General features: G+C 57.5%; 14 protein-coding genes. 8 read left to right on the top strand and 6 right to left on the bottom strand.

Going from position 1 to position 19665, the window contains the following annotated elements; translation table 11 throughout:
- The first annotated feature begins 177 nt into the window (after positions 1-177).
- Together BXP70_RS16545 and BXP70_RS16540 are read left to right on the top strand one after the other, a co-directional pair.
- Positions 178-936 (top strand): OBAP family protein, encoded by a 759-nt coding sequence (locus BXP70_RS16545; protein ID WP_086595213.1) that lies wholly within the window; start codon positions 178-180, stop codon positions 934-936.
- A 316-nt stretch (positions 937-1252) separates the two neighbouring features.
- The gene (locus BXP70_RS16540; protein ID WP_086595212.1) at positions 1253-2923 is read left to right on the top strand and encodes an MFS transporter; all 1671 of its coding nucleotides are present in this window, start codon (positions 1253-1255) and stop codon (positions 2921-2923) included.
- Positions 2924-2948: 25 nt separating this feature from the next.
- Here BXP70_RS16540 and BXP70_RS16535 read toward each other — a convergent pair whose 3' ends face one another.
- Entirely contained in the window at positions 2949-3323 is a 375-nt protein-coding gene (locus tag BXP70_RS16535; protein WP_086595211.1) for a spore germination protein GerW family protein, read from the bottom strand.
- A gap of 343 nt (positions 3324-3666) precedes the next feature.
- Between BXP70_RS16535 and BXP70_RS16530 the strand changes: the two genes are divergently transcribed.
- A complete protein-coding gene (locus BXP70_RS16530) occupies positions 3667-3966 on the top strand; it encodes an anti-sigma factor antagonist (RefSeq protein WP_086595210.1) in 300 nt (99 codons plus the stop codon).
- A gap of 257 nt (positions 3967-4223) precedes the next feature.
- Here BXP70_RS16530 and BXP70_RS16525 read toward each other — a convergent pair whose 3' ends face one another.
- Together BXP70_RS16525 and BXP70_RS16520 are read right to left on the bottom strand one after the other, a co-directional pair.
- The gene (locus BXP70_RS16525) at positions 4224-4634 is read right to left on the bottom strand and encodes a DUF2000 domain-containing protein (protein WP_086595209.1); all 411 of its coding nucleotides are present in this window, start codon (positions 4632-4634) and stop codon (positions 4224-4226) included.
- Positions 4635-4644: 10 nt separating this feature from the next.
- Positions 4645-5601 (bottom strand): bifunctional helix-turn-helix transcriptional regulator/GNAT family N-acetyltransferase, encoded by a 957-nt coding sequence (locus tag BXP70_RS16520; protein ID WP_086595208.1) that lies wholly within the window; start codon positions 5599-5601, stop codon positions 4645-4647.
- Positions 5602-5984: 383 nt separating this feature from the next.
- Here BXP70_RS16520 and BXP70_RS16515 point away from each other — a divergent pair, with 383 nt between their 5' ends.
- The 3 genes from BXP70_RS16515 (at position 5985) to BXP70_RS16505 (ending at position 12344) form a co-directional block, all read left to right on the top strand.
- Entirely contained in the window at positions 5985-9341 is a 3357-nt protein-coding gene (locus BXP70_RS16515; RefSeq protein WP_086595207.1) for an efflux RND transporter permease subunit, read from the top strand.
- Positions 9342-9438: 97 nt separating this feature from the next.
- Positions 9439-10659 (top strand): efflux RND transporter periplasmic adaptor subunit, encoded by a 1221-nt coding sequence (locus BXP70_RS16510; protein ID WP_086595206.1) that lies wholly within the window; start codon positions 9439-9441, stop codon positions 10657-10659.
- Between the two features lie 191 nt (positions 10660-10850).
- Entirely contained in the window at positions 10851-12344 is a 1494-nt protein-coding gene (locus BXP70_RS16505; RefSeq protein ID WP_086595205.1) for an efflux transporter outer membrane subunit, read from the top strand.
- A 15-nt stretch (positions 12345-12359) separates the two neighbouring features.
- On the opposite strand, the gene BXP70_RS16500 is transcribed toward BXP70_RS16505, so the two are convergent.
- The gene (locus BXP70_RS16500) at positions 12360-13031 is read right to left on the bottom strand and encodes an outer membrane beta-barrel protein (protein WP_218779807.1); all 672 of its coding nucleotides are present in this window, start codon (positions 13029-13031) and stop codon (positions 12360-12362) included.
- A gap of 211 nt (positions 13032-13242) precedes the next feature.
- On the opposite strand from BXP70_RS16500, the gene BXP70_RS16495 reads away from it, so the two are divergent.
- On the top strand, positions 13243-15039 hold the full coding sequence (locus BXP70_RS16495; RefSeq protein WP_086595203.1) for an ABC transporter ATP-binding protein: 1797 nt from the start codon (positions 13243-13245) through the stop codon (positions 15037-15039).
- Here the strand turns inward: BXP70_RS16495 and BXP70_RS16490 are convergent.
- Positions 15036-17894 carry an MSEP-CTERM sorting domain-containing protein gene (locus BXP70_RS16490; RefSeq protein WP_086595202.1) on the bottom strand — a complete coding sequence of 953 codons (2859 nt, stop codon included), beginning with the start codon at positions 17892-17894 and terminating at the stop codon, positions 15036-15038. The genes BXP70_RS16495 and BXP70_RS16490 overlap by 4 nt on opposite strands.
- Complete coding sequence (gene xrtK / locus BXP70_RS16485) at positions 17878-18402, bottom strand: exosortase K (protein WP_086595201.1); 525 nt, start codon at positions 18400-18402, stop codon at positions 17878-17880. Before xrtK ends, BXP70_RS16490 begins: the two co-directional genes overlap by 17 nt.
- 356 nt (positions 18403-18758) lie before the next feature.
- Between xrtK and BXP70_RS16480 the strand changes: the two genes are divergently transcribed.
- Positions 18759-19649, top strand: coding sequence for a M48 family metalloprotease (locus BXP70_RS16480; protein WP_086595200.1), 891 nt, complete (start codon positions 18759-18761; stop codon positions 19647-19649).
- Positions 19650-19665: the final 16 nt, after the last annotated feature.

Here is a 19665-nt window from a genome sequence, read left to right as displayed (position 1 = left end):
GGCCCCAGCACCCAAAGCCTGTTGAAAACCTGCTAAAGACCTAAGAGCTCCGCCTGCGAGGAACCCCTCTGTGCGCGGCGGGCGGGGGCCCGGCGTGCAAGCTGAACCAGAACGCGTCGCGTGCTTTGCGAGTAGGTAGACCTAGGCCTCACCTGATCTACTTACTTTCTTTATCTGATGCGTGTACCCTCCTACCTTCTGCTGTCGGCCCTCGGCCTGCTAGCCGCCTGCGGCGACCAAAACACCAAATCGCCGGTGACCCCGCCCGGCGCCGAAAAGTCGGCAAAAACAAAAATATTAGAAGTAGGCGCCGATGTGCTGCAAGGCAAAGAACCCCTACGCCAGCTCGACATTTACCTCGACGGCTTCCACTTCTACAACGGCGACATGTCGGGGCAGATGGAGGCGCACCACTTCGGCGCCAAGCTCAACGAAGACGTCATCCAGTCGGTGATTTACGATGGCAACAGCAAGGATGCCAAGATCATGGGCATTGAATACATCATTTCGCGGCGGCTGTTTGAAAAGCTGCCCGCCGAGGAGAAGAAGCTCTGGCACAGCCACTCCTACGAGGTAAAATCGGGCGAGCTGGTGGCCCCCGGCCTCCCCGATGTAGCCGAGCACGAGCTGATGGAGCAGCTAGCTTCCACCTACGGCAAAACCTTCCACACCTGGCACACCGACCGCGACAAAGAGCTGCCGCTCGGTACGCCCCTGCTCATGGCGGGCTTCACCGCCGACGGCCAGATCGACACGGCCATGGTCGGCCAGCGCGACCGGCGCCTGCACGTCTCGATGGCCGAGAAGCGCCGCCAGCGCGCTGATATCCAAGTACCGCCCGTGCTGCCCGGCGCCAACGCCTGGGAGAAAGGCGAAGTGCGCCAGCTGCAAGTAGTAAATAGCGCCGAACCGGCCAAGCTGCATCATAGCCACTAAAAGCGCGAGCCAAAACCAGCAGTTCCCCTGCTTTTTTAAGGAGATGCTGTGGGCGGTCTGGTTAGGGTTAGAAGACTAGCACCTAGCTCCCCTCCTTTTTCCAAGGAGGGGTTGGGAGTGGTCCGGCTAGGGTTAGAAGACTAGAGCTAGTTTGTCGTTCAACGACCAGGAACCACCCCCAGCCCCTCCTTGAAAAAAGGAGGGGAGCTAGGTGCTAGTCTTCTAGCTTTGGTTCGTGTGCTGCCAAAAGCCTAGCACCTCCTTTCCTTTGGCTACGTAAGCAACCTCTGGCTTTCTCCAAGTTGACTTTCTCTCCATGCCCGAATCCCCTACCCTAGCTTCCCAAGCACCAGTTTCGCCCTGGGCGCCGCTCCGGGTAAAATTTTTCCGGATGCTCTGGATTGCGTCGTTCGTGTCGAACATCGGTACGTGGATGCAGAATGTGGGTGCCGTGTGGCTCATGACCCACCTGACCACCTCCACGGTGCTGGTGGCGCTCATGCAAACGGCTTCGGCCCTGCCGATCTTCCTGCTCAGCCTGCCCGCCGGTGCCCTGGCCGACCTCGTCGACCGGCGCCGGTTTTTGCTGTTCACCCAAGCCTGGATGGGCGTGGTGGCGATGCTGCTGGCGGTCGTTACGCTGCTGGGGCACATTTCGCCGTGGGGCCTGCTTTCCCTGACGTTTCTGCTCGACGTGGGCGGCGCCCTCAATAACCCCGTGTGGCGGGCCACCACCCCCGAGCTGGTACCGCGGCCCTTGCTGCCCGGCGCTATTACCCTCAACAGCATCAGCTTCAACCTGGCCCGCGCCCTGGGCCCGGCACTGGGCGGCTTGGTGGTGGCGTATACGTCGCCGGGCTTGGCATTCTTGCTGAACGGGTTGTCCTTCCTGGCTACTATCTATATGGTGTATACCTGGAAGCGCGAAAACCACGGGCTGAGCTTTTCGGGCCTGGATGGGGAGCGGATCTTGGCGGCGTTGCGCGGGGGTGTGCGTTACGCCCGCTTCTCGCCGCCGGTGCAGAATATTCTGGTGCGCGCCTTCGCCTACACGTTTGGCGCGAGCATCGTGTTTGCCCTGCTTTCGCCGGTGGTTGATAAGATGCTGCACCTAGGGGGCGGGGTATATTCGGCGCTGCTCTCGTGCATGGGCGGGGGCGCGGTAGTCACGGCCCTGCTGCTGCCGCGCCTCAACCGCGCCTTCGGCATCGACTCGCGCGTAAATTTGGCGGCGGTGCTGTTTGCCTTGGTCAGCCTAGGGCTAGCTTTTTCGCCGCGGTTGCCGCTCCCGCTTCTGTATGTGCTGCTTACCATCGGCGGCGCGGCCTGGATGATGAGCCAGAACAGTTTCAACGTGGCCATCCAGACGGTGGTACCCAACTGGGTGCAGGCCCGCATCTTGGGCGTGTACATCTTCGTGTTCCAGGGTGGCATGGCGCTGGGTAGCGCTACGTGGGGTGCCGTGGCCGACGAGTTTGGCTTGCCGGCGGCCTTGCTAGGCGCGGCCATCTGGATGGCGCTAACGCTGCTATTGGTGTTCCGGTTCTCACTGCGCAACGGCGAAAACCTCGACTTCACCATTGCCCAGCATTGGGCCGAGCCCACCATCGTGCACGAGCCCACCGAGAAAGATGGCCCCGTACTGGTAACCATTACCTACCGCGTGGCCCCTGAAGACCGCCCTGCTTTTACGACGATTATGCGGCAGCTAGGTCGCATCCGTCGCCGCGAAGGGGCCATGCGCGTGGGCCTCTACGCCGACCTAGCCGACCCAGAGCGGATGATGGAATACTTCGTGGTGGAGTCGTGGGCCGAGCACGAAGAGCAGCACGAGCGCGGCCTAGGCACCGAAGAAGCCGACCTGCTGGCACAGGCACGCAAGTTTCATCGCAGTGCCGAGCTGCCGAAAGTATCCCACCTAATTGCGCAGTCGTACGCCCCGGCCCCACCCGCCGTGTTGAATGCCCCGACGGAAGCCCTGCCGTAACCCGTACGCATGGAAAGCTGGCTACCTACTTGCTGCTGAGCTTTAGCAGCTGCGTGAGCGCAATGCCCAGGGCAACTCCCAACAGCACTTGGCGCGTTGCGCTCGGGGTGCTTAGGAAACGGGTCCGCTCCGGGCGAATATCGATGACACCGACCGGGTAGGCTTTGGCGCCGCCCCCATAGCCGCCCCCACTTCCGGTGGTGCTGGCCTCACCGGATGCTTGGGCCCGCCCGCCGCCCCCAAATCCGGCGCCCAAGCCCCAAATCACTTTGGCCACCGGCACAACCGTGGCGTAGGGCAGCACCACAGGCTCGCCAAAGACGGCGCGCGTTCCGGCGGCGTGTACAAACTGATCGAGAAAATGGTTGAGCAGCGGCTGCGGATCTGGCGAAGTATTCATAAAGAAGGCGAGACGAAGTGAAATAGAAACCTGCGGCTACACGCGCACGCCGGCAACCTAAGCTCACCCTACGGCAGTTGCCAGCACAAGGATTAGCTACACGCTGGTTCTTATTGCTACTGAGCTAGCTACGTATACCACGCCATGGGCACCACACGCTGTGCCTCCACCCCCACCCCAGTAAGAGCCGGCAGAAGCTAGGAGGAAATTACGGAGAAGGAATTACGGGTTTACCTGGACTGAAAACCCGTAGAAAATCGGGACCCAACCTGCTCGCCTAAGCGTTTGATAGACCAAGCAGCTAGTGCTGCTTACGCGCTGCACCCATCATACCACTATTCTTATGTCCGCATTTCTACCTGCATCAGCAAAACCAGAACCTGTTGTTTCCATTTTCACCGTAGACCTAGATGCCGTAGAAACTGCGCAGCTAGTTCATGCCTTGGCGCAACAACCCCGGCCGCAGCTCCTGATCGACTGCGACAACTTACGCTGCCAACGGACCCTAGGCGTCAGCCACGTTGTGTCGCAGCTGCTATTGTTGCGCCAAAGCGGCGCCAGCATCTGGCTTCGCAAAGTTGACCCCGTCTTGCGGCGCTGCTTGCACTTGCTTGGGCTCGACTCAGTGTTCCTAATTTCCTAGGTAGTTTCTAAAATGCATTCCGGCGGTCAATCTTGCCGGCACCTAAGCTAGCCTAGGTGCTGGCAGGATTGACCGCCGGTTGCGTTCCTTGCAGCCCCACCTAGGTAAGTAGCTAGGCCCGTAGTGCAGAAGTTCGTGGGCTTTGCACCCGCGGACCTTGTTCGCCGCCAGCTTGTCGCAGAACGGAATCCGACGCTACTGTATATAAGTCTCGCTTCCCTGGCTAGCTTGTCGTGTTGGCGGGCCAAGAGCGCCGCTTACGGGTGAAACTTCAAGCCTTGCAGCGCTTTATCAACTTGCTTGTTTTCGCCGTACAGAATGATGCCTACTAGCTCTAGCTCCTCATCGGCCTGCTGAGCTACTACTTGCAAGTTTTCTTCCTCGTTTTTGGTGGCAAATAAAGTGCGCGGATACACTCCTAGCTGCACGTTCCGCTCACGGGCGCGCTCGAAAGCCCTGCGCACCTCGGCCGGCGAATTGGCGCCGTACACCAAAATCGGGTGCTTCAGAAAGGGCAGATAGGGCGTACCAGACGCCGACACCAAGGGCTGCCCGTGCGTAGCGGGAAACTGAATGGCAACAGCACTAGCCAGAAAGGCCGTCACGTTGAGCTTCTGCCAGTCGAGTAAGTCGCGGCTCAGCACAATGGCAATTTTGTGGTCGTACATGCGGGTGAGTCTAGGCGGTGAGCAGTAATTCCATCTGAATGTTGCACCGCTCGTAGGGCGATGGTAGGCAGTCCACCGTTTTCTCGAAACCTAGCTTGTGGTAAAGGTTGATGGCTGGCGTCAGCTTCGTGTTACTTTCTAGGTACAGCCGCTTCGCGCCCAGGTTTCGGGCCTTGTCGATGGCTGCCTGCCCTAGCCGGAAGCCAATGCCGAGCCCCTGCGTGGTGGGCGACACGGCCATCTTGGCTAGCTCGTACGTGTCGGCCTCCATCTTGAGCAGGGCGCACGTGCCCACAATCTGGCCCTGGTATTCGGCCAGCAGAATATGGCCGCCGCGTTGCAAGATATACTCGTTGGGGTGGTCGAGGGCTTTCAGATCCGCTTCTTCCACCCGGAAGTACTGCTCAATCCACTCAACATTCAGGCGCTTGAAGTCGGGTTGGTACTGGGGCTGATACTCCAGCAGCCGGATCTCGTCGGCGATGCGGGCATCGCGCACCGCCTTGGCCCGCGCGGCTAGGCTCTGGCGCGACAGGGCATACTCCATTTCTTCTATGGCTAGCAAAAGGTTGTGGCGAGTTTCGGCGAGCAGGGCCTCGTTGGCGCGTCGCACATCAGCAACTTGCTGCTGCAAGATCGGCCATAGCTTCGTGCCCTTATCGGCGAGCGTAATGATGCTGCGGCGCTGGTCTGCTTCTCCGCGCTGCACGCTTACCAGTTCGTGCTTCACAAGGTCTTTCACTACTTGACTCACGGCGGCGTGCGTCTGCCCTATCCGCTCGGCTACGTCGCCCACGTGCAAGCCAGGCTGTGAGGCCACCGTATAGAAAACGGGAAACCACCGGGGCTCAAACGGCACCTCCTGGTAGAGGGCGTACACCTCTGCCGCTTGGCCGGTCATCACCTCGTTCAAACGACGCAATCGGCTTCCTAATATGGCAGGTCCTAGTTCATCAAAGAGATTCATAGAACAAATTTAAATAATTACGTAAGCACTTACACAATTATATCTTATTTTTACAGCCGGGTTTAGAAATGAGCCGTACTGCTGTCAACATCTCGCTGCCTCACGGCCGACCTAGCTACTTTCTTTCTTGAAATCAGATGACGACTATAACAATAGCCAAACGAAGCAGTTAGAAGTGTTCCTCGTAGTTCTGTGCCCCTACGCTTCTGTTTTTTTCGACGTTGGATGCGTCCTTTTTGCGCAGAGGAATGTCTATACACTGAAAGGTTTTAGCACTACCTAGCGCTTATCCCTGCTACCCAGTGGCAAGAAGGCCCCTATTTCATACTTCCCTCATCCGCCGCGGCGGACCTTTGGTCGAAGCCACTTTTGTTTTCTAGTTTATGTGGATAGTTCGATTGGCGCTTTCGCGCCCGTATACTTTCGTGGTCATGTCCTTGCTGATCTTGCTGGGCGGCATCATGACCATCCGCAACATGGCGGTCGATATTTTTCCGGAAATCAACATTCCCGTGGTGGGCGTGGTGTGGACGTACGCCGGCATCAGCCCGGAGGAAATGAACCAGCGGATCGTCATTATCAACGAGCGGGCGTTCACCACCACCGTTAGCAACATCGAGCACATCGAGTCGCAGTCACTCAAGGGTGTGGGCTTGATTAAGGTGTTTTTCCAGCCCGGCACCAACGTGGAAGCCGGCGTGGCTCAGCTCACCGCTATTACTCAGACGCTGCTGCGTGTGTTGCCCCCTGGCATCACGCCGCCCCTCATCATCCGCTACTCGGCTTCCAACGTGCCGATTGCACAAACCAGCTTGAGTTCCAACAACTTAGGTGAGTCGGACTTATACGACGCGGGTAACGCATTCATTCGTCCGGGTCTCGCGGTAGTGCAGGGCGCTTCGGTATTGCAGCCCAACGGCGGTAAGCCCAAGCAGATCATGGTAGACCTGAACCCGGAGGCGCTGGCTGGCCGCGGCTTGTCGGCCAACGACGTAGTGAATGCCCTTACGTCCCAGAACCTCACACTGCCGGCCGGCTCGGCCAAGATCGGCAGCCGCGAGTACGACGTACGCCTCAACAGTAGCCCCGAAGCTATTGCCACCCTCAACGACTTGCCCATCAAGCAAGTAGACGGCCGCACGATCTACATTCGCGACGTGGCCTTCGTACATGAAGGCTTCGCGGTGCAGCAGAACATCGTGCGTCAGAACGGCCGCCGCACCGCCATCATCCCGATCCTGAAGACCGGCGCCGCCAGTACGCTCGACATCATTGATCGGGTGAAGCAGCAGCTACCCAAGATTGAAGCCTCGGCCCCAGCCGGCCTGAACATCAAGCTGCTGTTCGACCAGTCTTTCTTTGTGAAGGCCTCTATTAAAGGGGTAGTCACGGAGGCATGTATTGCGGCGGCTCTTACAGGCTTGATGATCCTGCTGTTCCTTGGTTCGTGGCGTTCTACGCTCATCATTGCCCTGTCGATTCCGCTGTCGATTCTGGTCAGCATCATTGTGATGAAGCTGCTCGGCCAGACGCTTAACATTATGACCCTGAGCGGCCTGTCACTGGCCGTAGGTATCCTGGTAGACGACGCGACGGTGGAAATCGAGAACATTCACCGCAACATGGGCATGAAGAAAGGGCTGAAACGCTCGATCCTCGATGGCGCCCAGCAGATTGCTACGCCGGCTTTGGTAGCCACGCTGGCTATCTGTATTGTGTTCGTGCCGGTGTTCTTCCTGGCAGGTGCGGCCTCGTCCATTTTCGCCCCGCTGGCCATGGCCGTCATCTTCGCCATGCTAGCTTCTTACCTGCTCTCCCGGACGCTGGTACCGACGATGGTAATGTACCTGCTGCGCAAGGAGCTGCCGATTTACCACAAGGAAGGCGGCGCCCACTTACCTAGCTCGGAAGTGCGTGACGACCACCCGGTAAGTACTCAGGAAGCTCGCTTAGAGCAGTTGCTGCGCGAGAATTACGAGAAGCAGCACGCCAGCCTATCGCCCGAGGAAGACGACGAGTTGCCCATCACCGACGCCGAGCGCCGTGCCTCCGAAGGCATCGAGCGTAGCTGGGTCTGGCGCGTGCACAAGGCATTCGACCATGGCTTCGAGAAGTTCCGCGAAAGCTACCGGGGTGCCCTCGCTTGGTCCCTGCACCACCGCCGCACCGTGGTGACGTGCTTCGCCGTGCTGTTTGTGTGCTCGGGCTGCTTGTACCCGTTCATTGGGCAAAACTTCTTTCCCAAGGTTGACGCGGGTCAACTGCGCTTGCACATTCGGGTTCCTACGGGCACGCGGGTGGAGGAAACAGAACGCCGCTTTGCCCAAGTAGAGAAGGTAATTCGCGATGTTATTCCGGCCGATGAGCTAGACCTGGTGCTCGATAACATTGGCCTGCCAGTAGTACCGATCAACTTGATTCTGAGCGACAACCCCACTATCGGTGCCGGTGACGGCGAGATTCTGGTGTCGATGAAGGAAGAGCATGGCCCCACGGCCGAGTACATCACCGAGATTCGTCGCCGGTTGAGAAAAGAGCACCCCGACCTGAGCGTGTTCTTCCAAGCCGCCGACATTGTGAATCAGACCCTGAACTTCGGTCTGCCCGCCCCGATTGATATTCAGGTAGTGGGCCGTAACAAGGAAGCCAATCAGAAGATTGCCACCAAGCTGAAAGAGCAGATTGCCGACGTGGAAGGCGTGGTGGATGCCTTTGTGTACCAAGCCTTCGACCAGCCGCAGATCCGCTTGGATGTGGACCGTTTGCGGGCCCAGCAAGCGGGCTTGTCGCAGCGCGATATTGCTAACAACGTGCTCGTGAACCTCAGCTCCAGCACCCAGACCAACCCCAACCAGTGGCTGAACCCACAAAACGGCGTGAACTACACCGTGGCCGTGCAAACACCTACCAGGGAGCTAGGTACGCTGGATGAGTTGCAAAACATTGGCGTGACCAGCGCCACGCAGAATGCAACGCAGCTGCTGAGCAACTTCGCCGTGGTGCGCCGCACCAAAACAACGGCCGTCGCCAGTAACTACAACATTCAGCGCGTGCTGGATGTGTACGCCAGCGTGGAAGGCCGCGACCTAGGTAGCGTCAGCACCGACATTCGCAAGATCATTGCTGAAACGGAGAAGAACCTGCCGAAAGGCACTACCATTACAGTTCGTGGGCAGATAGACAGCATGCGCACGTCGTTTATTGGCCTAGGCATCGGACTGATTGGCGCTATCGTACTGGTTTACATGCTCATGGTGGTCAACTTCCAATCGTGGCTCGACCCCTTCATCATCATCACTGCCTTGCCGGGCGCTATGTCGGGCATTTTGTGGATGCTGTTTGTGACCCAAACCACCTTCAGCGTGCCCTCGCTCATGGGTGCCATTATGTGCATCGGCGTGGCGACGGCCAACAGTATCTTGCTGGTGACTTTCGCCAACGAGCGCCGCGAGGAAGAGCCTACTTTGTCGCCCCTCGACGCGGCGCTGGATGCCGGCTACACCCGTCTGCGCCCCGTGTTGATGACGGCTTTGGCCATGACGATTGGTCTGCTGCCGATGTCGCTGGGCCTAGGGGAAGGTGGCGAACAAAACGCCCCGCTCGGCCGCGCCGTGATTGGCGGTATCATGCTAGCCACGGTGACTACCTTGTTCTTCGTTCCCATCATGTTCAGCTACCTGAAGAAGCAGGAAGAAAGGCCCGTTGAAGAGCAGCCTGCCGAGCCTGAGCTCGTACACTAGTAATATTAATTTCTCGCGGGGGTTTGCAGAAGTCGACCTCGGTAGGCCTCAGCGCCTTCCCTCTACAAGCCTCCGCGAGAAACTCGAAAATAGAATTATGGACAATTCTGCTGACTACAACGCGCCCCGCAGCAAACGCCGTTTTTGGATTACCATTCTCCTTGTGCTTCTCGTTTTTGGCGGTCTGCTCCTAGTAGGTCTGCTACCGCGCTTGCGCCACGACAAGGAACTGAAAGCCGATGCGCGCACGGAAGCCTCGGCGGCCCCCATCGTGACGGTGCAAGCCGCGAATCCCTCGCCGGATACCACGCAGGTGCAGCTCCCCGCCGACACCCGCTCGAACCGCGAAACCTTCGTGTTTGCCCAAGCCAATGGCTTTGTAAAAACCTGGCGCACCGACATCGGCACGCGGGTGCGGCGAGGCCAACTGATGGCGGTGATTTCTACCCCCGAGCTTGACCAGCAAATTGCGGAGGCCCGCGCCAACCTAGGTCTGGCCCAAACCAGCTACAACCGTCTGCAAAGCGTGGAGCTGCCCGGCGCTATTTCCAAGCAAGAACTCGATGTAAGCCAGGCCCAGTACGCGGCACAGCGCGCCGGCGTGCAGCGCCTGATTGCCCAGCAGGGTTTTCGCCAGGTGGTGGCCCCGTTCAGCGGCATCGTGACGCAGCGTAACGTGGAAGTCGGCTCGCTGGTGTCGCCCAACACGGCCGAGGGCGCGCAGCTGTTCAAGATCGAGCAAACCGATACCATCCGTGCCTTCGTGGAAGTGCCGCAGAACTTCGTACCGAGCATCAAGGTGGGGATGCACACCGACGTGCTGGTACCTGAGTATCCCGACCGCAAGTTCGAAGGCATTGTATCGCGCACGGCGGGTGCCCTGAACACCTCGACCCGCACCATGCGCACGGAGGTAAAGATTCCGAACCGCGACCAGAAGCTGTTGCCGGGCATGTTTGCCCAGGTGCGCTTTAAGCTGATTCGCACGGCTCCTAGCGTTATCATCTCGGCTAACTCGCTGGTGCCCGGCGGCACGAACCCCCAAGTGGTGGTAATTCAGGACAAGAAAGTGCACTACCAACCCATCGTTCCCGGCCGCGACTTTGGCGCGCAGCTGGAAGTAACGAAAGGCCTACAAGGCCACGAACTGCTGGTCATCAACCCCGCCGAAACGCTGGAAGAAGGACAGATCGTGCAGACCAAAGTAGCCGAGGCGCCGAAGAAGCCCGAAGGCCCCGCCAAACCGACCGCGCCCGAACGCCCCTACGACCCCGACCGTCCGCGCGTATCGTCGCCGGTGGCCGATGCAGGACATTAACGGAACGTGCTTGGCCGTCATGCTGAGCTTGCCAAAGACTCGCGTGCTGACGGCTGATTCCTCTTACAACGACCACAAGCGAGAGGCTTCGGCCAGCGCAGCATGATGGTCTTACTTCTATCCTAGCAATTACAACTATCTTATTATCAACTATCCTTATCTCCCTCTTACCTAGCTTTCACCACTTCGCAATGAAGTTTTTGAATAGTCCCTGTTCTCTCTTTCGTCGTTTGAGCTTTGGTATCGGCTGGCTGTGGCTGGCGGGTTGCGCTACTACCTCGCACTACAAAGCGCCTGATGTAGCGACACCAACGCAGTGGCAAAACAATAGTTCTGCTCCTATTACAAACCCTGCGACTCCGCCGCAGCCAGCCAGTCCGACCCCGGTGCCCACGACGCCCGCTCCCCTCAACCAGGCGCCGCAGGCGCCCTCTTGGTGGACGCTCTACAACGACCCCGACCTAAACACACTGGAGCAGCAGGCATTAGCCAACAACTTCAACGCCCGCGCGGCCGTGTCGCGGGTGGAGGAGGCACGGGCCACGGTGCGCAATGCTACTTCCTACCGCACGCCCGAAGTAACGCTCAACCCCTCGGTGTACAAGAGCCATTTGTCGGCGTTGCGACCGGTGCAGTTCCCGAACGCCACCGTGATTGGTATCAGCCAACAGCAGTTTTACATCCCCATCAACGTAAACTACGAGGTGGACGTGTGGGGCCGGATTCGCAGCAACGTGCGCGCCGCCGAAACGGACCAGCAAGCAGCCGAAGCCGATGTGCGCGTGGTGCAGCTCACGCTCACTACGGATGCAGCTAGCTACTATTTCACCATCCGTGGCCTCGACGCCGACCTAGGGGTGCTCGATAGCACCCGCGAAGCCCGAGTGCAAAACCTACAGCTCGTGCAGTCCCGCTTCAAAGCCGGCGTGGACAACGAGATTGGCGTACGCCGCGCCGAAACTGAGCTAGCCAACGTAGACGCCAGCCGCATAGAAGTGCAGCGCCAACGGGCGGGCTACGTGGCTGCCCTCGCTACGGTGTGCGGCCAGCCGGCCAGCAGCTTCACCGTAGCGCCGCGCCCAACGGTGCTAGCCGCTCCTTCCGTACCGACGAACGTGCCAACAACTCTGCTAGCCCGCCGCCCCGACTTGCAGCGCGCCGAGCGCCAACTCGCCGCCGCCGACGCCCGCATCGACGCGGCCCGCCTAGCGCGCCGGCCCACCGTGCTGCTCAACGGCTACATTGGTCCGCAGAGCGCCCAGTTCAGCGAAATAGCGCGGCTCAATGAGAGTTATACGTACTACCTAGGGGGCACGCTCGGTATCCCAATTTTCAACGGTGGCCGCTTGCGCTCCAACCAACAACTAGCCGAAGCTCGCTTCAACACAGCCACGGCTAGCTACCAGCAGTCGGCCCTCACGGCGTTTCAGGAGGTAGAAACCTCGTTGGCCGACGTGCAGCAAAGTGCCGCTCAACTCGAAGCCCAACAGCGTGCTTTGCGAGCCGCCCGCTTGGCCGGACTGCTCACCCGCGAACGGTACAACCGCGGCCTTACCACCTACTTCGAGGTAGTGGATGCCGACCGCCAGACCCTGGAGGCGGCTCGCCTCGTGGTGCAAACGCAAGCTGACCAGCTTCGCTACTCCGTTAATCTTATCAAAGCGCTCGGGGGCGGCTGGGAGTAAAGTGTATTTATTCCCTTACTTATAACCAAATCGGTAGTGTATCCCTCCTGTGAAGGTATTGGCGAAGCCAGTGGCCAAAATAGGAGAACCTGCCTTATGACGTGGATTGAGAGTTCCATTGTGCCCATAATGAGCTATCAATCCTAAATGTGACCCTAAAGAATAGCGGATGCTCGGCCCAATACAAAGCGCTATATTCGTGGCTTTGTTGACTTTACGATCATCAAAAACAAGTTGCTCATCTACCAACCGTGTGGCGCGCCTCTCATAGGAAGCGTGCACGAGGGTCACTCCAGCTAGCACGTCAAACTGCACTCGATGCGCCATCTTGCGCGTCAAAGAGTAGCGCATTAACACTGGAATGGCCGTATTGCGGCGGTCTTCCCGACTCATATTCACTACATCGCCACCAGTGGTGGGATCCACATAGTGGTTTCCATCGTGATAGACCTTCCGAGTTCCAATCCAACCGACTTGCATAGCCCAGCGCGGAGCAAAGCGGTAGCCTGCAAGTAGCTCAACTGGTCCGGAATAAGTTAGATAGGAATTAGTAGCACCAGGATAGAAGATAGGGAAGCTGCTGACAAAGGCTTGTACCCCCCCGTAGAAGCGCGGAATAGGCGTTTGTTGAGCTGAGCTAAAGCTAGCATGAAGCACAAGTACAGAAGCAACAAGGAATAAGCGCATGCAGAATACAACTAAAATAATATAAATAACTTTCTTATGGCTAATATACAAATCGTTACAAATCTCCATTTACTCTGCTCTTTAAGTTATAACACGCCTTTCAGTTGCTAGGTCGTTAGACACAATATCTTTTGTCTGTCGAGAAATAGTACGCGCTAAAACTTCTACCTAGGCTCGACACTTATCTCTATAGTATTGCCCTTTCCCTCTCATGAAACTTCTCTACAGCTACCTCCGCAACTACTGGGGCCTGTTGGCCCTAGCCTTGTTGCTGGCGGCCATCAACCAGATATTTTCTCTCCTCGACCCCTACATTCTGCGGCAAATTATTGACCGCTACGTCACGCCGACCCTAGGCAGCACCGTGCGACCTAGCTTCTGGCAATTTCTGGCTACCGGAGCAGGCATCCTGATTCTCAAGGCGATGGGTGTGGCGATGGTGTCGCGCATTGCCAAGAACTTTCAGGACTACTACACCAACGTCATCACCCAGCGCCTAGGTGCGCAGTTGTATTCCGATGGCTTGCGCCACTCGCTAGAATTGCCTTACCAAGTGTTTGAGGATCAGCGCTCGGGCGAGACTCTGGGCAAGCTCCAGAAGGTCCGCACCGATGTGGAGAAGCTGATTCAGAGCTTCGTCAACGTGCTGTTTATTTCGCTGGTGGCCATCATCTTCGTGACCTGGTACGCCGTCAGCGTATACTGGCCCATTGCGATGGTGTACTTCCTGACCATCCCGTTGCTCGGGTCGCTGAGTTTGGTGTTGAGTAAGCGCATCAAGGTTATCCAAAAAACCATCGTAGCCGAAACCACGGCCTTAGCAGGTTCTACCACCGAAAGCCTACGCAACATTGAGCTGATTAAAAGCCTAGGCCTAGCCCAGCAGGAAACGCTCCGCCTGAACAACACCACCGACAAGATTCTGAAGCTGGAGCTAAAGAAGGTGCGCTACTTGCGCTCGTTGTCATTCGTGCAGGGCACCTTCGTGAACCTGATGCGCAACATCATTCTGCTAATGCTGCTGTTCTTGGTAGTGCAGAAGATTATTTCCGTGGGCGAGTTCTTCTCGTTCTTCATCTACTCCTTCGCCATCTTCGGGCCGTTGCAGGAAATGGGTACCATCATTAACGTGTACCGCGAAACAGAAGCTTCGCTGGCCAACTACCAGCAGATTCTTGAAACGCCAAAGGAAATAAAGCCCGCACATCCGCAGCACATCGATAAGATTCAGACCCTCGCTTTCGAGCAGGTTCGCTTCCAGCACCTTTCGGCCAGCGTGCCCGCCTTGGCCGGCATCACGTTCACTACCAAGCTCGGCGAAACCATTGCCTTCGTCGGGCCGTCGGGCTCGGGCAAGACCACGCTGGTTAAGCTCCTGGTGGGCCTCTACCCGCCCGCCAGCGGCCAGATTCTCTACAACGGCATCCCCGGGGCTCAACTAGACCTCGATACGTTGCGGGAGCAAATCGGCTTCGTAACCCAGGACACGCAGCTCTTTGCCGGCACTATCCGTGAAAACCTGCGCTTCGTGGCGCCGCAAGCCACCGACGAGGAATGCCTGCGCGCCCTGCACCAAGCTGCCGCCGATACGCTCCTGGCCCGCGCCCCCCTAGGTCTTGATACCATCATTGGGGAAGGCGGCGTAAAAGTATCGGGTGGGGAGAAGCAACGTTTGAGCATCGCCCGCGCGCTCCTACGCAAACCTACCCTGCTGGTGTTCGACGAAGCCACTTCGGCCCTCGACTCGCTCACGGAAGAAGAAATTGGGCGGACGGTGCGGGAGTTATCGGGCTCGCGCCAGCACGTCACCATCCTCATCGCCCACCGCCTGAGCACCATCCTGCACGCCGACCGCATCTTCGTGCTGGAGCGCGGCCACATTGCCGAGCAAGGACGCCACGAGGAACTGTTGGAGCAGAAAGGGCTCTACTACGCCATGTGGCGCCAGCAGATCGGCGAGCGGCCCGCCGCTGCCATTGCCCCACAGTTGGTGCAACCCGTTAGCTAGACTGGCTTACCTAGGCGGTACCTAGTGCGGCCCCACCGCATTAGCAGCCCCCCTGCCAGCACCAAGAGCAGCACTATTTCGCCTGGTTCAGTCATGCGCTGGGTTTCTTCGCCTAGGTCTAGGGCGTCGTTGCCGGCCAACACTTGCTCTTGCTTGCGGCGCAGCACTGCGCGTTGCGCCTCGTTTTCAACAACCATATAAGCTGTCAGGGGCGTCAGGATGCCCGCACGGAAACTACCCCGCACGGCGCGGGTGCGCTCGGGCTCACTAGTGGCAGGGTGCAGGACCTGCGCCAGCCAGTGTCCATGCAGCAACAGCGCACTGTGCCAACTGCCAGGGGCTAGGTTGGCCGCCGTGAGGTCTACGTCCGTCGTGGGCAGCACGAGGCTAGCTTGTCCGTCGTCGGGTAGATAGGCTCGTGGACGTTGCGCAGTTGGCCAAGCTCGCACGGGAGTTTCTGTTAGTGCTACGAAGCCGGCATTGTCAACTGCATCGAGCGGCCGGTTGCGAAGCGAATGCGCTTCTACTTTCCCGTCAGGTCCTAAGACGTAGAACAGGTCACTCTCCGGATAAGCCGCCGCATACTCTGAAAAATCGGTATTGAGCACAGCGTGGTTCAGGCTATCTGTTGCGACGACAATAACCGGGTACGTAGGCCGGGGCACGGTGGCGGCATCAACGAGGAGGCGCTGCAAGGCACCTGCCAAGTAGAAACCACCCGTGCTATGATGGTTATCTACCCACCGCTTCCATGCTTTGCTTGAGTCGATTGGCGTTACGTAGGCATCTACCAAGCTGAACTGCACGTGCGCTGCCTCTAGGTGGTGGTGTTGCATAAAAGCATCTACCCGCGCACTGTAGCTTCCCTGGTTTGCCGCTTGCTGGGCCGATACATCTAACAAGAAGTGAAAGACGGGCTTGCGAGTAACCAGTGGCAACCTAGCTTTTTGCTGCGCGCTTATATAATTCACCTGGGAAGATTGGCTTGTGGCTGTAACCGGTGTTGGGGAGAAGGTGTGGTTGGTATTTCCTAGGGTTACCCGCTGCCCTGCTACCTGTAAGGTCACGGGCTCTTTGTGCAAAAACTGAATACCGGTGCGGCGGACCTCAGGCGCGGCGAAGGGAAAAACGCGTAGGGTCACTTCGTTAGCACCGGTATAATAGAGGATTCCAGGATCCTTCCTCTCCTCTTTAATCTGGGAGAAAACCCAAGTGGCAGCCTTCTTTTCCGTCAGTAGTCCTTTTACGCGCTGCCGACCTACGTATAAGTAACAGCCGCTCACCCAACACCCCACGGGTAGCGCCAGGGTGGTGGCAAACTCCGCCTGCGAGGAGTTCCCGGCGGGGTTGGTAATTTCCAGATCGACCCAGCTTACCCACGCCCCCTGTTGCGTGTTATAAGTGCTATGGCTGCGCAAGCGGGTGAGGCGAGGTTTCTGTTCGGCCACATTGGTACGGGGCCATGGGAGCAGCATCCGTTTAGAGGGTAATGCGCCGAAAAACACCTGCTCGATACGGTCGAGCTTCTCGTTTGAGAGCGTAAGGTTGTCGAGTACGAGCCAGTTGTAGTACGTTGATAAATATGGCAAATGCGTACCAAACAGCACGTCGGCGTTGTTGCTTTTGTGGTGCCGCACAGCTTCCAGCGTGGTAGCTAGGGCCGTTGTATCTAGCTCATAGTGCCACTTATAATCGGGGTGGTAGAGGTACGCTAGGGTTTGGTTCAGCACTTGGCGCTGATGCCAGTACGAGAGTGTAATGACTGCCGGCAGCACCAGACTGCTCAGCAAGAGGCCCGCCACCAACCAGCCTTTCGCGAAGAACGCCCGCAGCACTGCGTAATCGTTCGTTAGCTCGCGCAACTGCACCAACAGCAGTAGCGAAGGCGTCAGCAGTAAGAAGCCTGTACCAACAGCCACTACAGCCACAATGGATAGCGGCAAAAATGGCAGAAAAACCAGGAAGAAGTAAAGGGTGTAAGCCAGCGTCAGGCCCCGACCTAGGTATAACACCAAGTGCAGCCCAGCGGAACGCGGCACGGGCAGGCACAGCAAAATACCGTTGAGCAGCGCCAACCCGTAGAACCAGGGACTTGTGAAGTTGCCAAAGATGCCAGTGCTAGCTCCAAAATGTGGGGAAAACAGCACGCCGTTGTTCACTAGCAGCCCTAGCAGCGGCAATACTATCCCAATCAGCACCTTCCAAACCAACTGGCACTTAATCCAAATCCCGGCCCGTTGCACCCCCAAGATATACACGCCGCGAGCCAGCAAAAACAAGAAGATGACGGTGCCTGCCACCAGCGCTACCACAAGCACATGCTCTCCGAACTTGCTTCCACTGCCTCTCCACAGAGGTAATACTACCTGAAGCACTAAGTACCACACTACGGGCACCGCCAGCGCGCCCAAAAAGGTAGGCCCGGCTTTGTGGGGCTGTTCCTCGGGCGTATACCAGATGATGAGTACCAAGGTGGCGTGGGCGAGCGTAGGCATTAAGAACGTCACCGGGTACAGCGGAACCACATCAAAAAGCATCCAATTCGCTATTGTACGCGGGAATAGCGTGTCGATGTGACTAGCGTACACGTACAAAAAACCGACGTACACCACTACTGTAATGGCTCCGTATGCTTTCGGCAATGCCTGTTGTTTACAACGGCACCATCCGGCATAGCTTGCTTGCAAAAACACTAACAGAACTACCGTGACGCCTAGGCTTTGCCACCACATAACACTCTCTGGTGGCAGTAAGCTTTTGATTAACTGGTACTGCGCTGACAACAGACTAATAAGCACCAACACCGGCAACACAGCAAGTCCGAATACCCAATTTGGATTAAGCAGATGGCGCATAACGAGTGTGGAGATAAGAACACATAGCAACAAACCCCAAATAGATCAGCACCAAAGAAAACAGGTATAGAACTGCCCCTTCAGCTTGGTGCAGCCACTCGTAGTGCTGCGTACTAGGCAGCATCCTACGCAGCAGAATAGCCGTCAGAATGCGAGAAGTATTGATTAGCAAAGCGAGGGCATAGCTTACTAGTGGCAGCGCGAGCAACACAGGCAGCAACAGACGCAAGCGCTGTTGCACGGCGGCCACGCTCAGCATGAGCCAACACATGGCCCAGAAATTAAAGCCAGAGCAGGATTTGTCGATGCTGATGTGCAGGCTAGGATGCACAAAGCCCACGGTGGGCTCAAAGACAGAAGTAGAACCTAGGGTAAGCTCAACTAAGTAGTTGGTAGGGGCCAGCAGCATGTATAGGTCCGTGCTGCTGGCCTGGATGTATGCCACTTTAAGAAGGCAGAAGAGCCCAAGTAGACATGCATAATAAAGCCACACCGTGGGCTGTTTCATTCGATAGAGCGAGATAAGGCAACGGGAATAATACAACGACAACAAACATACTATAAAGTACTTTGTATTTCAAAGTTGTTACTAAAAAGATTATGCTCGTGCCTCTAAATCCGAGGCCTAGGGTAGAGCTAGCCTTGTTGCTAGCCAGAGAATCAGTTTCTCCTGACATCACTGGCACGTGTAGCTCACACAAACTGTATGTATACTATGTGAGTGAAGTCGTTCGCCAAGATGACAAGCTAGGCACTAAAGCATGCCTATTTTACGTTATATCCCTACAAGGGCCAAAGTGGCAGAGACTCTGCGTCCGGCAGGATTTTTGTCTTCTTATAGTCCAGCTAACCCAAAGAATATTCATGAAAACCAACCGCATCTTCCGCCACTGTGCAGGCCTGTTGCTTGCCGGCTGGCTTTTCCTGACGGGAACTGTGGCCGTGGCCCAAACCACGACCGGCACCCGCGACGTGCTGCGTGAAATTACGGATGTGGTCGGCCTGAAGCCCCGCTTTGAGTTGCGGGCCACTACGGACGTTCAGAATGCAGCGGCTGTGGTGTACGGCGGCAAGCGCTACTTACTTTATAATCCTCAGTTTGTGGCGGCCGTGAACCGCGCCGGTCACACCGATTGGGCAGGCATTAGCATCTTGGCGCACGAAATGGGTCACCATCTCAATGGCCACACCTTACAAGCTGGCGGCAGCAACCCCAGCGACGAGCTAGAAGCCGACGAGTTTTCGGGCTTTGTGCTGCGTAAAATGGGTGCTAGTCTCGCGCAGGCCCAAACGGCGATGGCGGTAGTATCGGATGAAGGAGCTTCGGCCACTCACCCCAGCCAAGCCCCGCGCCTGAAAGCAATTGGCGACGGCTGGAAGCGAGCCAACGACCAGATCCTGGCCAGCACCCGCACGGCGGCTCCTTCGTCGGCACCGGTAGCCATTGCGCCCCGTCCGGCCCAAAACCAAGCGCCCATTACCCAAACGTCGGCTAGCCCGATGAGTGTTGTCGGCAAGATCACTTTCCACGACAGCCCCGACGAATTGTATTATCTCACTAATAAGCTGAGTGTGGTGCGTTTACAGCAAAACTCGCGCTCCGTGCAGGTCGTGGGGAAGCTAACACGCTCCAATAGCCGCTCCTTTCCTTACATCCTCGTGGATGGCCAGGAGCGTCGGCTCTACGTGAGTGCCGAAGGCGGTGTGTACAACAACCGCGGCGAAGAGATAGGTCAAGTTTCCGACCCTTCTTAGCGCTCGTACTTCCCAT

It is taken from the genome of Hymenobacter crusticola (genome assembly GCF_002154225.1).
Taxonomy (GTDB): Bacteria; Bacteroidota; Bacteroidia; order Cytophagales; family Hymenobacteraceae; genus Hymenobacter; species Hymenobacter crusticola.
The sequence above is the reverse complement of the archived record's forward strand: the minus strand, read 5'-3'. Positions and strand labels throughout refer to the sequence as shown.

Bases quoted from the DNA above. Each gene is read 5' to 3' on its own strand.
- BXP70_RS16545 (WP_086595213.1), top strand. From the start codon at position 178: ATGCGTGTACCCTCCTACCTTCTGCTGTCGGCCCTCGGCCTGCTAGCC.
- BXP70_RS16530 (WP_086595210.1), top strand. From the start codon at position 3,667: ATGTCCGCATTTCTACCTGCATCAGCAAAACCAGAACCTGTTGTTTCC.
- BXP70_RS16525 (WP_086595209.1), bottom strand. From the start codon at position 4,634: ATGTACGACCACAAAATTGCCATTGTGCTGAGCCGCGACTTACTCGAC.
- BXP70_RS16490 (WP_086595202.1), bottom strand. From the start codon at position 17,894: ATGCGCCATCTGCTTAATCCAAATTGGGTATTCGGACTTGCTGTGTTG.
- xrtK (WP_086595201.1), bottom strand. From the start codon at position 18,402: ATGAAACAGCCCACGGTGTGGCTTTATTATGCATGTCTACTTGGGCTC.
- BXP70_RS16495 (WP_086595203.1), top strand. From the start codon at position 13,243: ATGAAACTTCTCTACAGCTACCTCCGCAACTACTGGGGCCTGTTGGCC.
- BXP70_RS16505 (WP_086595205.1), top strand. From the start codon at position 10,851: ATGAAGTTTTTGAATAGTCCCTGTTCTCTCTTTCGTCGTTTGAGCTTT.
- BXP70_RS16515 (WP_086595207.1), top strand. From the start codon at position 5,985: ATGTGGATAGTTCGATTGGCGCTTTCGCGCCCGTATACTTTCGTGGTC.
- BXP70_RS16520 (WP_086595208.1), bottom strand. From the start codon at position 5,601: ATGAATCTCTTTGATGAACTAGGACCTGCCATATTAGGAAGCCGATTG.
- BXP70_RS16510 (WP_086595206.1), top strand. From the start codon at position 9,439: ATGGACAATTCTGCTGACTACAACGCGCCCCGCAGCAAACGCCGTTTT.
- BXP70_RS16480 (WP_086595200.1), top strand. From the start codon at position 18,759: ATGAAAACCAACCGCATCTTCCGCCACTGTGCAGGCCTGTTGCTTGCC.
- BXP70_RS16540 (WP_086595212.1), top strand. From the start codon at position 1,253: ATGCCCGAATCCCCTACCCTAGCTTCCCAAGCACCAGTTTCGCCCTGG.
- BXP70_RS16500 (WP_218779807.1), bottom strand. From the start codon at position 13,031: ATGCGCTTATTCCTTGTTGCTTCTGTACTTGTGCTTCATGCTAGCTTT.
- BXP70_RS16535 (WP_086595211.1), bottom strand. From the start codon at position 3,323: ATGAATACTTCGCCAGATCCGCAGCCGCTGCTCAACCATTTTCTCGAT.